Here is an 11,704-nt window from a genome sequence, read left to right as displayed (position 1 = left end):
CCCTCCGCACACCGCCGCCTACCAGGACCCAGGAGACATGAGCGCCAACGACCGCGTACTGATCAGGCAGATGGTCGAGGATCAGCGGGCCGCCCGCACGGTTCCGCTGAGCTTCGACGCCACCTTCGAGAGGTTCGCCTCCGCGCACGCGCTGCACGGCCACGGCCTGTCGGCGGAGGAGATCGAAGCAGGGGTGATGGGCGGCGGCAACGACGGCGGAATCGACGGAGCGTACGTCTTCCTCGGTGGGCGGCTGCTGCAGGAGGACAGCGAGATCTTCGACACTCCCGGGGCCGTCGCGCAGATGGACACCGGGGCGCAGCTCACCCTGTGGCTGGTGCAGGCCAAGACCTCCCCGTCGTTCTCCGAGACGGCGCTCGACAAAGTGGCTTCCACCTGCAAGTACCTGCTGGACCTGGAGGTCGACGAGGCCGATGTCGCCGTCCTGTACAACGAGGACCTGCGGGCCCGCTTCCGGCTGTTCCGGGAGGCGCTGAAGAAGCTGGCCACCCGGCACCCGAAACTGCTGATCAAGTTCAGCTACGTCACCATGGGCGAGGCCGGCGAGGTCCACAGCAAGGTGCAGACCAAGGCCAAGCTGCTGGAGGCCCAGCTGACCAGCGCCTTCGCCATCTCCACCGGGGAGGTGGAGTTCCTGGGCCCGGCGGAGCTGTGGCGGCGGGCCAGCACCCAGCCCTCGTACACGCTGGAACTGCCGTACCAGGAGAGCATCACCCACGGCACCAGCCATATCGCGCTGGTAGCGCTGCGGGACTACATCGGTTTCCTCAGCGACGAGACGGGCACGATCAAGTCCCATATCTTCGACTGGAACGTCCGCGACTACCAGGGGGACGTGGAGGTCAACCGGGAGATCGCCGGCTCGCTGCGGAACACCTCGGCGCCGGAGTTCTGGTGGCTGAACAACGGCGTCACCATCGTCTGCTCGCAGGCCACCTCCGTCGGCAAGCGACTCAGCCTCTCCGACGTGCAGATCGTCAACGGGCTGCAGACCTCCTACACGATCTACGAATCCCTGCGCGAGTCGTACGCGAACGACCCCGCCGACCCGGTCTTCGACCGCCTGGTGCAGGTGCGCATCCTGGTCACCGCCGACCAGGCGTCCCGGGACGCGGTCATCCGGGCCACCAACCGTCAGACCACGGTCCCGGTCGCCTCGCTGCGGGCCACCGACGACATCCAGCGGCAGATCGAGGCGTACTTCCACGAGCACGGCTGGTTCTACGACCGGCGCAAGAACTTCTACCGCAACCAGAACAAGCCCGCCGACCGGATCGTCAGCATCCCGCTGCTGGCCCAGTCCGTGATGGCGATGGCGCTCGGGCGCCCGGACTCCGCCCGCGCCCGGCCGTCCAGCCTGCTGAAGTCCGACACGGACTACCAGCGGGTCTTCTCGGACAAGACGGAACTGCCGGTCTACCTCTGGCTGGCCCGGGCGCAGCGGCAGGTGGACGAGTTCCTCCAGACCTCCGCCGGGCAGGTCTCCCGGCCGGAGTACACCAACCTGCACTTCCATCTCGCGATGCTCGGTGCGGTCGACCTGGTCGGCCGGGCGTTCAGCAAGCCGGACATGTTGAGTAACGCGGCGCGGGAAGAGGTCTTCCCCACCCAGGCCCGCCTGGAGTCGCTGTGGGCCGCGCTCAAGGAGAAGTTCGAGCACTTCCAGAAGGACCGTCACTGGGCCCCCGACAAGACAGCGAAGAGTGCGGAATTCGTCACCTACCTCACCTCGGAGCTGGGCTACGGCAGCATCCGCCGGCGCTGACCGGAGCCGCCGACCGCAAAGATGGACATCCTCGAATGGGACAATGAGCCGGTGAGCAACGCCCGACCCTCCACCGTCTCCGCCGCCCGGCGGCGCACGGCGATAGACGCCCTGCGCCGCGGCGCCGTCCCCGAGAGCGGACTGGATCTGCTGGCCACCGGGCTGGACCGCTTCGCTCCCGCCCTCGACGTCGAGCTGGACGCCGTGACCTCGGGCGGCTCGGTGTTCAAGGCGGTCCGCGGCGAGTACGGCTCCGGCAAGACGTTCTTCACCCGCTGGCTCGGCGAGCGCGCCAAGCAGCGCAACTTCGCGGTGGCCGAAATCCAGGTCTCGGAGACCGAGACGCCGCTGCATCGGCTGGAGACGGTCTACCGCCGCCTCACCGAGCGGCTGACCACGGCCAGCTTCCCGCCCAGCGCGCTGCGGCCGGTGGTGGACGCCTGGTTCTACGCCCTGGAGGAAGACGCGCTCGCCGCGGGCGCCGAGGAGGACGATCTGGCCGAGGAGGTCCAGCGGCTGATGGCCGCCCGGCTCACCGAGGTGTCCCGGCATGCGCCCTCCTTCGCCGCCGCGCTGCGCGGCTACCGGACGGCCCTGGCCGCCGGGGACGAGCCGACGGCGGCCGCCGTGCTGGCATGGCTCGGCGGCCAGCCGCATGTGGCGGCCGCCGCCCGGCGGGCCGCGGGCGTCCGCGGGGATTTGGACCACTTCGGCGCGTTCGGCTTCCTCCAGGGGCTGCTGACTGTGCTCCGGGACTCGGGGCACCGCGGGCTGTTCGTGGTACTGGACGAGGTGGAGACCCTCCAGCGGGTACGGTCCGACGCCCGGGACAAGGCGCTGAACGCGCTGCGTCAGCTCATCGACGAGGTGCACTCCGGGCGCTTCCCGGGGCTGTACCTGGTGATCACCGGCACTCCGGCGTTCTATGACGGACGGCAGGGTGTCCAGCGACTGGCGCCGCTCGCCCAGCGGCTGGCCACCGACTTCAGCACCGACCCTCGGTTCGACAACCCCCGCGCCGTGCAACTGCGGCTGCCGGGTTTCACCGAGGAGTCACTGTCGGGCCTCGGCTCCACCATCCGCGATCTGTACGCCATGGGCGCGGAGGCGCCGGAGCGTATCAAGGCGCTTGCCGACGACGCGTATGTGGCCGATCTGGCCCGGGCGGTCAGCGGCGCCCTCGGCGGAAAGGCCGGGGTGGCGCCCCGCCTCTTCCTGAAGAAGCTGGTCGGGGATGTACTGGACCGCATCGACCAGTTCGAGGAGTTCGATCCCCGCCGGCACTACCGGCTGACCGTCGACTCCGGTGAACTGACCACCCTGGAACGCAACCTGGCCGACGCCTCGTCCGCCGGCGACATCGACCTGGAGCTGTGAGGACGCCCGTGGCGGACCAGGTGGCCGACCCCGTCGACCGGCTCGATCCGGTCATCCTGCACCACGTCGTCAACACTCTCGGCTGGCCCGACCTGCGTCCGCTGCAACGTGCGGCGATCGACCCGCTGATGGACGGGGAGGACGCGGTCCTGCTGGCGCCCACCGCTGGCGGGAAGACGGAGGCGGCCTGCCTGCCGCTGCTGTCATCGATGACGGGACGGGGTTGGAGAGGCACCTCGGTGCTGTACCTGTGTCCGTTGAAGGCGCTGCTCAACAACCTCGTCACCCGGGTCGACGGATACGCGCAATGGCTCGGCCGCTCGGCGGCCCTCTGGCACGGCGACGTCAAGGAGTCGCAGCGGCAGCGCATCCGCACCGCCCGGCCGGACGTCCTGCTGACGACTCCCGAGTCGCTGGAGGCCATGCTCATCGGGGTGAAGACGGACCACGCCCAGCTGCTGGGCGAGGTGCGAGCGGTCGTCGTGGACGAGGTGCACGCCTTCGCCGGGGACGACCGGGGCTGGCATCTGCTCGCCGTGCTGGAGCGGCTGGAGCGGGTGACCGGACGGCCCATCCAGCGGGTCGGGCTGTCCGCGACCGTGGGCAACCCGAAGCAGCTGCTCACCTGGCTGCAGGGCTCGGGGGCCGGGAAGCGCCCCGGCCGGGTCATCGCGCCGGAGGCCGTCCCCGCACCCGGCAGCACGGCACCCGGCGTGGGCGGGCCCCCTCCGGGTGAGGTCGAGCTGGACTACGTCGGGTCCATCGCCAACGCCGCCAAGGTGATCGCCGCCTTGCACAGAGGCGAGAAGCGGCTGGTCTTCTGCGATTCCCGACGGCAGGTGGAGGAGCTCGGTGCGGCGCTGCGGGCCCGCGAGGTCACCGTCTTCCTGTCCCACGCCTCGCTGTCCGCCGAGGAGCGAGCACGCTCCGAGCAGGCGTTCGCGGAGGCACGGGACTGTGTGATCGTGGCGACCTCCACCCTGGAGTTGGGCATCGATGTCGGCGACCTGGACCGGGTCGTGCAGATCGACTCCCCCGCCACGGTCGCCTCGTTCCTCCAGCGCATCGGACGCACCGGCCGACGGGCGGACTCCGTCCGCAACTGCCTGTTCCTGGCGACACGCAAAGAGGCGGTTCTCCAGGCCGCGGGACTGCTGCTGCTGTGGGGGCGCGGATGGGTGGAGCCGGTCGTCGCACCTCCCGAGCCCCGTCATCTGGTGGCGCAGCAGATCCTGGCGGCCACGCTGCAGCAGCACCGGCTGGGTGACCGGAGCTGGTCGGAGGAGTGGAACGGGCTGGCGCCGTTCGACCGTTCCGCGGAACCGATCGTGCGCCATCTGAGGGAGCGGGGCTTCCTCGACACCGACGGTGGCATGCTGTTCGTCGGGCCGGAGGCCGAACAGCGCTTTGGCCGGCGGCACTTCATGGAGCTGACGGCGTCGTTCACCGCGCCGCCGGAGTTCACCGTCCTCGCGGGTCGCACCGAGATCGGCCGGATGGACCCCACCGTGCTGACCGAGGAGCGACCCGGTCCGCGCCGGCTGCTGCTGGCCGGTCGGAGCTGGCAGGTCACGTTCATCGACTGGGGGCGCAGGCGCGTCTTCGTGGAGCCCGTCGAAGGCGGCGGAGTCGCCAAGTGGTCCGGGGGCGCGTACCAGGGCCTCTCGCACGCGCTGGCCCGCGCGATGCGAGAAGTGCTACTCGGCGCCGACCCGGCCGTCTCCCTCACAGCGCGGGCCGAAAGCGCGCTGCGCGAGTGGCGCGAGGAGGTCGCGCCGCTGTCGGTCCACCCCGGTGGCTCACTGGTGGTGCGGCATGGCGACGACGTCCGCTGGTGGACGTGGGCGGGCTATCGCGCCAACGCCACCCTGGCCGCGACCCTGCGGTCGATCGCCGACCCCGTGCAGCGCCCGACCGACTGCTGGGTGCGGCTGCGGGAGGACCTGACGCCGGAAACCTGGCAGGCCGCCCGGCGGGAGTACGAGGCCGTACCCGTCCTCGTACTCCCGGATGTCGACCAACGGGCCGTGCACGGACTCAAGTTCTCCGCGGCGCTGCCCGACCGGCTGGCCACCGCCACGGTCGCGGCCCGGCTGGCCGACTTCGACGGAGCGCGCGCCGCGCTGGCCGAAAGGGCTCGCTTCCTGAAGCGGTGAAGCCTTAGGCATCAGGCCCGGAGCGTCGTCACAGCGGGGGCTTGTGGCCGGGAATCCAGGAGAAGCCGAAGCCGTAGGCCTGGTCGATGAGCTGCTGGTTGGAGGCGTACGGCTCGGGGGTGAACCAGCGGCTCTCGCGGCGGAGTTCGAGGGTGTGGCCGCTGGGTTCCAGCAGGGCGATGGCGCAGGCGGTGGCACCGGCCGGTGAGTCGTCCAGGAGGATGCGCCAGGTGCCGTCCGCGCCGCTGACGGTGACGGCTCCGCCGAGGCTGCGGAAGTCGACCGCGCCCTCGTAGACATAGACATAGATGAGGAGTCTGGTGAACTCCCGTCGGTGGGCGAGGTTGACGCGGAGGGTCTCCCCGTCCGAGGCCTCGCCCGTCCGGTCGTCCTGGTCGAGCTCGACATAGGGCCAGGAGGCCAGCGCGCCCAGGTTGTCACCCAGGGGCTGTACGGCGGTGCCGGAGCCGTCGCGGGTGAGGACCATGCAGCCCAGGTCCAGGTCGGCCTCGGCGGTGACCGACCAGTTGAGGTTGACCTGGAGGACGTCCCGTCCGGTGATCTCCGCGCGGGGCGCCCTCTTGGTCAGCTCGACCGGGCGGATCTTGGCGGGCTGCCGCTCCCCCGACCACCGCTTCTCCGGCTGGATTTCGGCGGCGGTCCGGCCGCTGCGTCCGCCGAGAGGGATCAGTCCCCGTTGCCGTGCGTCCCCGCTCATGTCCGTACCTCGTCCTCGTTCTGCGGATGTTCGGTGATCGACCACCGATGGCCCGAATGTGGTCTAGCATGGCGCAACCGGTGAAGGAAATGTGCGTGATCCCGCCGGTCCGTCGACGCGACAGAGGGCTGGGGATGACCTGTTCCCTTCGTCGCCGGTCGCGCGCCTGCTCATCCGTACGACCGCCCGGGACGCTCGGGCAGGGCTGGGGAAGAACGCCCATGGCGATACCTTTCGACACCACGGTGACGGCACGTCACCTACGCGACTTAGGCCGGCAACCCGCGCTGGCACCCTGTTCCGAGACCCTGACCGCCCTGGCGAACGCGCTCGACTCCTCCGACGCCGACGCCCTCGACGCATGGGCGGACCTCGATGTCATGGCGCACTTCGCCCGGCCCGAGAGCGTGGCACCGCCGCCGGTGGACGACCGCGGTGAACGGTTGGACGGCATCCTCGACTGGGTCCTCGGCGCCCTGGTCTTCCTGCCTCTGCTGTTCACCTGGCTGGGTCTGTGGCGGGCGTCCAGCGCGTACGGCGCCCTGGTCGGCGCCGACCCCAAGGCGGCGGGCCGCCCCTTCCTCCAGTTATGGCAGTCCGGGTTCCAGGGGCATCTGAGCGAGACGTTCCGCTTCGGGCATGTGGCGGTCGGCGGCTGCGTGGCGCTGGCCATGCTGTTCGTCCTCACCGCAGTCCACGGCTACCGGCGCACCGCAGCGGAGCGGCGCGACGAGCAAGCGCGGCAGCGGGAGCACGAGGTCCTGGCGCGACTGGCGCCGATCCTGACCCGCACCCAACTCGCCCTCAACGTCCACCGCTTCGCCTCACCCGCGCGGTTCGCCGGTGAGCTCAACGCCGCCGCGGGACGCCTCCAGCGGATGCATACCAAGGCGATCACCACCCAGGAGCAGCTGACCCGTGCCGCCGAGCTGGTGGGCGAGGCCACGGAGCGGGCGGACCAGCGCATGGCTCAGGCGGAGGCCTCCGTCAAGCCGCTCGAACAGGTGCTGACCGAGATCGAGAGCACCGTCAAGGAGAGCGGCACGGCGATCCGCACGGCCGTGCAGGACCTCGACACACCGCTCACGGAGGCAGGCCGCCTTCTGGTCGGGGCGGTGGGCGACCAGCGCGAGGTGCTCACCCGCGCCTTCGAGGAGCTGCGGGCCGCCGGGGACGTCACGCGCGAGGTGCTGGCTCGCACGGCGGACCGGTTGGAGGACGCCGTGACCGGCAACGGCGACGGGGTGCGGGACGCGCTGACCGACGCGACACGCCGGGTTGAGGACTCCCTGGCCGCCCTCACCGCCGCGCAGCGCGGGTTCACCACCGGCATCGAGGTCGTCGCCGACCTCAACGGCCGGCTCATCGACGACCTCGGCACCGTGGCGGTGAGCACCGGCGAGGCCGCGGCCGCCTCCCGGGAGGCGGTGGCCGGTCTGGAGGGCCGCAGCACCGCGCTGCTCGACTCCGCCGGCCGCTTCGCCGTGGTCGCGGACATCCTGGAGGCCGCCGTACGCGAGGCCCAGAGCGCCCGGGCGCGGGCGGAAGCCGCTCAGGCGGAAGCCGAGTCCGCGCGGTCCGGCGCGGTGGCGGCCCGGGCCGAGGCCGAGGAGATCCGCCGGGAGGCGGAGGAGGTCCTGCGGCGGGCAGCCGAGGGCTCCGGGGCCACCTTCGGGCCCGCGCGGTGAGCCCGGTGGCAAGAGGTGCCACCCGGCGGGCCGGCGCACCGGAACGGCGGCGCGGACGGTTCAGGTTTTCGCCGCTGCTGCTGGCGGGCTGGCTGTTCGCGGACATGCTGCTCGTGCTGACCCTGGTGTCGATGGGCGACCAGGGCGACCCACGCGCCGTCGCGGCCGCGGTGAGCCCCTCCCCCTCGGCCACCGGCCGCGAGAAACCGCCGCCGAGCCCGAGCCCGAAGCCGAGCGGGCCGCGGTCGGTGGAGCGCAAACCGGTCAAGATCGGCCTGGCGGCCGCCCCGAGCGACACCGACCGCATGGTGGCCGAGCTGCGCTCCGCGACCGCGCGCCACCAGGGCCGTACGGCTGCCATCGTGCTCACCTTCGGCCAGGCGACCGACCCCGGCGCGGGACAAGACTACGCGGGCGAGGTCAACGACGCCCTGCGCAGGGCCCGGCCGGACATGTTCGGCACCGCGACGACCCGTGACTTCTGGAACGGTGGGCCGTCGGGGCGGGCCGATCTGGAGATCTACTTCTACACCCGCTGAGCGTCGCCGCCACCACCGGCTCCCGAGCCGCGTCGCCCACGGGGCCCGCGGCCTGAACGTCCCGTACCACTTCTCCGATCCGTTCCATCCCTCAGAACGACAGGAACCCTCGTGCAGATCCTTCCCTTCTACCTCGTGTGCGACGAGTCCGGTTCCATGGCCGGGCAAGGCATCGACACCGTCAACGAGGCGCTGCCCACCCTCTACGAGGAGATCAGCACCAACCCGACCGTCGCCGACAAGACCCGCTTCGCCCTGATCGGCTTCTCCACGGCCGCCTCGGTGCTCCAACCGCTGGCCGACCTCAGCGAGCTGAGCCATCTGCCGTCCCTGTCGGCGGGCGGGATCACCTCCTTCGGCAGCGCCTTCCGGCTGCTGCGGGACACCATCGAGAAGGACGTGGCGGCGCTGAAGGCGGAGGGCCACGAGGTCTACCGGCCGGTCGTGTTCTTCCTCTCCGACGGAGAGCCCACCGACAACGACTGGGAGGAGGCGCTTGCCGACCTCAAGGAGGCGGAGCGCTTCCGCTACGCGCCGAAGATCATCGCCTTCGGCATCACCGACGCGGATGCGGCGATCATCTCGCGGGTGGCCAACTTCAAGGCCTTCATCCAGAAGGACGACTCCATTTCTCCGGCCGTCGCGCTGCGGGAGTTCGCCTCCAGCCTCACCCGCTCCATCGTGAACTCCGCCACCAGCATGGCCGCGGAGGGCGGAGACGGATTCCAGCTCCAGGTGGACGAGCAGGTGCCCGGCTACACCAGCCTCAACCTGGACAAGCTGTGACCGGGCCGGACGCCCCCTCCGGAATGGAGGACACCACTCCGGGGACGGGAGACACCGCGGCCGGAACGGAAGCCGCTTCCGCCGGGGATCAGTCCGGCGGGCGGATGCCGGAGCGGCCGGAGAAAGCCGACGCCGGAGCGGAGTCGAGCGCTCCAGGTGACGACTGGCAACGGCACATTGACAGCCTCCCGCCAGGAGTGATGGCGGAGCGGGTGCTGCTCGGTGCCTACCCGGTGAAGCCGTCGCGACCGGACGGCGCTCGGATCGACTCGCCTGGGGCCGACCCTCGTAGGCCCGAGTTCCCCTGGGCCGACCCGCCTCAGGTTGCCGTGCCTCCAAAAGCGGTCCGGGCGGAGGAAGTGGTCGAGGGCGAGATGATGAACGACTCCGCGGCGGCCACGGATGCGGAGGTGCCCGCCGCCCCGGCCGCTCCCCCGCTCACGGGCGGTCCGGTGGGGGGAGCCGCCTGGGATCCGCCGGGCCGGGACCGGTCCGCGCCGGGCGAGCCTCCCGAGGAGACCAGCGGTGGCGGCCGGCCCGAACAGAACCACCAAGCCGTACAGGCACCCCAGGCCGAGCAGATCCCTCGGTATGAACAGACCCAGTGGCCCGAGCGGGCTCACCGGGCCGAACAGGCCCCAGACGGACCGGAGGCAGTGCCCGAGGACGAGAGGCCGCGAGGCGCGCCGGCGCATACCGGGAGCCGCCCGCCCAGTTATCCGGCCCACCCGCTCGGCTGCCCGTCCGTCCGGGAAGGCGACGAGTTCGCCTCGCTCACCCCGCATGTGCTGCTGGACGGTTACACGGTGGGCGGGTTGACGGTGCGGGCGACGTCCGTGCGCGGCGACTCGCACAACTGGGAGGGCGGGTGTCGCCAGGACGCCATGGCGGTGACCCGGATCGGCCCGCCGGAGGCCGAGATGCTGCTGCTCGCGGTCGCCGACGGCGTGGGGTCGGCCCGGTACTCGCACCTCGGCTCCCATGACGCCGTCCGGTTGGCCGCCCGTCAGCTGGACCGTGCGGCGGAGGGCGTGCACGCGGCACTGCGCTCGGGTGACGACGCCGCGCTGCGGGAACTGGCGGGCCGGGCGGTCGCCGGAGTGGTAGCCGGGCTGCGGGCAGAGGGGCAGCGAAGGGCCTACGAGGCGGAGCGCCCATACCAGGACGGCGACCACTCCACCACGCTGCACGTCCTGCTGGTGCCGACCGACCCGCACATCCGCGAGCGGGCCCTGCTCGGGGTGGGCGACGGGGGGCACCTGCTGCTGCGGGACGGGACGTGGCTGCGGGAGGGCACCGGTGACGAGGCCGTCCTGGACACCCGTACCGAAGCGCTGCCGCACGCATACCGGAAGGCCGGCGCCCGCATCCTGCGCGCGATGGCGGGAGATGTGCTGCTGCTGGGCACGGACGGCATCACCAACCCGCTCACCCAAAAGGATCCCGCGTTCCGTACACATCTGGCGGCGGCGTGGGGTGTCGGCGGAGCTCCTTCACTCTCGGACTTCCTGTGGCAGGCGCAGACCCGGGCGAAGTCCTATGACGACGACCGTACGGTGATCTGCCTCTGGGAGGGATCGGCATGACGGTGGCCGATGGGGCCGATGTGAACCGTTCCACGCTCGCCCTGGGCAGCAGGGCGGGCAGCGGGGGCCAGGGGGAGGTGCACCGGGTCGGCGACGGGACCGTCCTGTTCAAGGAGTACAAGGACCCGGGGAAGGTGGACGGCGGCGCTCTGGCCGCGCTGGTGGCCCTCCGCCAGAGCCTCGCCCCGGGGGACCGGGACCGTCTGGATGGGCTGGCGGCCTGGCCGCTGTGCCGGGTGGTCGAGGGCGGCCGCCCGGTCGGGTTCCTCATGCACCGCGCCCCGGAGCGTATGACCTGGCTGACTGGCGCCGGTACGGGGAAGCTGCTGGAGCTGCAGTATCTGCTGCGGCCGCCCAGAGCGGCCTGGCAGCAGGTGCCGCAGCCGACGCCGGAGCAGCGGCGGGTGCTGCTGCTGGCGTGTGTCGAGGCCGTCGAGTGGTTCCACGACGCCGGGCTGGTGATCGGGGACATCTCCCAGGCGAACGTCTTGTGGGCCCTGGATCCCCAGCCGTCCGTACACTTCCTGGACTGCGATGGGTTCCGGCAGGTGGGGCGCGGTCCCGTGCAGGCCCAGGCAGGCACGCCCGACTGGAATGACCCGCTGACGCCCTCGTCGGAGGCGTCCGTGGACACGGACGCCTACAAGACGGCGCTGATGGTGGCACGGGTGCTCGCCCAGGATCCATACGCGGTGCCGGGCTCCGGGCTGCGCCTGTCGGTGCCGTGCCTGAACGAGCGTCAGGAGGGCGCCGTCCGCCGCCTCCTTGCCCAGGCCGCCGGTGCCAAGGGCACCCGGCCCCATCCCTCGGAGTGGCGGATGGCGTTGAGCGAGCGCGATGTAGTGGCGCTCACCGGGGCGAAGCCGAGGCAGCGGCCGACCGTCGACCGCACAGTGCTGGACGGGGTGCGCGACCGCCGTCCGATCGTTCTGCGCCCGGGTGGCGGGCCCGGCGAAGGCCCGCCCGGCACAGGCGGACCGGGGCGATAACCCGACGTTATGACTGGTTGTTAGTACCCAGTTCACACGGTCTTCGTAATTCTGGTGGCGCAAAGACCCCCCACACGCG

At 71.5% G+C, this 11,704-nt stretch carries 9 protein-coding genes; 8 read left to right on the top strand and 1 reads right to left on the bottom strand.

What is annotated here, in order from left to right; all coding sequences use genetic code 11:
* Positions 1 to 37 precede the first annotated feature (37 nt).
* From M1O15_RS01065 to M1O15_RS01055, 3 genes are read left to right on the top strand one after another with little or no spacing between them, the layout of a single operon-like run.
* The gene (locus tag M1O15_RS01065) at positions 38 to 1,786 is read left to right on the top strand and encodes an AIPR family protein (protein WP_248631218.1); all 1,749 of its coding nucleotides are present in this window, start codon (positions 38 to 40) and stop codon (positions 1,784 to 1,786) included.
* Between the two features lie 51 nt (positions 1,787 to 1,837).
* Complete coding sequence (gene brxD, locus M1O15_RS01060; RefSeq protein WP_372499325.1) at positions 1,838 to 3,163, top strand: BREX system ATP-binding protein BrxD; 1,326 nt, start codon at positions 1,838 to 1,840, stop codon at positions 3,161 to 3,163.
* An 8-nt stretch (positions 3,164 to 3,171) separates the two neighbouring features.
* The gene (locus M1O15_RS01055; RefSeq protein WP_248631216.1) at positions 3,172 to 5,319 is read left to right on the top strand and encodes a DEAD/DEAH box helicase; all 2,148 of its coding nucleotides are present in this window, start codon (positions 3,172 to 3,174) and stop codon (positions 5,317 to 5,319) included.
* 28 nt (positions 5,320 to 5,347) lie between these two features.
* On the opposite strand, the gene M1O15_RS01050 is transcribed toward M1O15_RS01055, so the two are convergent.
* Positions 5,348 to 6,037: a tellurium resistance protein gene (locus tag M1O15_RS01050; protein ID WP_248631215.1), complete on the bottom strand. Its 690-nt coding sequence runs from the start codon at positions 6,035 to 6,037 to the stop codon at positions 5,348 to 5,350.
* 221 nt (positions 6,038 to 6,258) lie between these two features.
* On the opposite strand from M1O15_RS01050, the gene M1O15_RS01045 reads away from it, so the two are divergent.
* The 5 genes from M1O15_RS01045 (at position 6,259) to M1O15_RS01025 (ending at position 11,625) form a co-directional block, all read left to right on the top strand.
* Positions 6,259 to 7,725 carry a hypothetical protein gene (locus M1O15_RS01045; protein ID WP_248631214.1) on the top strand — a complete coding sequence of 489 codons (1,467 nt, stop codon included), beginning with the start codon at positions 6,259 to 6,261 and terminating at the stop codon, positions 7,723 to 7,725.
* A 5-nt stretch (positions 7,726 to 7,730) separates the two neighbouring features.
* Positions 7,731 to 8,264 carry a hypothetical protein gene (locus M1O15_RS01040; protein ID WP_248631213.1) on the top strand — a complete coding sequence of 178 codons (534 nt, stop codon included), beginning with the start codon at positions 7,731 to 7,733 and terminating at the stop codon, positions 8,262 to 8,264.
* A 111-nt stretch (positions 8,265 to 8,375) separates the two neighbouring features.
* Positions 8,376 to 9,050, top strand: a complete 675-nt coding sequence (locus M1O15_RS01035) for a vWA domain-containing protein (protein WP_248631212.1) — start codon at positions 8,376 to 8,378, stop codon at positions 9,048 to 9,050.
* Positions 9,051 to 9,706: 656 nt separating this feature from the next.
* Positions 9,707 to 10,636, top strand: a complete 930-nt coding sequence (locus M1O15_RS01030) for a protein phosphatase 2C domain-containing protein (RefSeq protein ID WP_248631211.1) — start codon at positions 9,707 to 9,709, stop codon at positions 10,634 to 10,636.
* A complete protein-coding gene (locus tag M1O15_RS01025; protein WP_248631210.1) occupies positions 10,633 to 11,625 on the top strand; it encodes a hypothetical protein in 993 nt (330 codons plus the stop codon). The genes M1O15_RS01030 and M1O15_RS01025 overlap by 4 nt, the downstream gene beginning before the upstream one ends.
* Positions 11,626 to 11,704: the final 79 nt, after the last annotated feature.

The sequence above is a fragment of the Streptomyces lichenis genome (genome assembly GCF_023218175.1).
Lineage (GTDB): Bacteria > Actinomycetota > Actinomycetes > Streptomycetales > Streptomycetaceae > Streptomyces > Streptomyces lichenis.
This window is presented reverse-complemented; position numbering and strand designations above follow the sequence as displayed.

Excerpts from the sequence above, each read along its gene's own strand:
- M1O15_RS01050 (WP_248631215.1), bottom strand. The coding sequence starts at position 6,037 with ATGAGCGGGGACGCACGGCAACGGGGACTGATCCCTCTCGGCGGACGC.
- M1O15_RS01065 (WP_248631218.1), top strand. The coding sequence starts at position 38 with ATGAGCGCCAACGACCGCGTACTGATCAGGCAGATGGTCGAGGATCAG.
- M1O15_RS01045 (WP_248631214.1), top strand. The coding sequence starts at position 6,259 with ATGGCGATACCTTTCGACACCACGGTGACGGCACGTCACCTACGCGAC.
- M1O15_RS01025 (WP_248631210.1), top strand. The coding sequence starts at position 10,633 with ATGACGGTGGCCGATGGGGCCGATGTGAACCGTTCCACGCTCGCCCTG.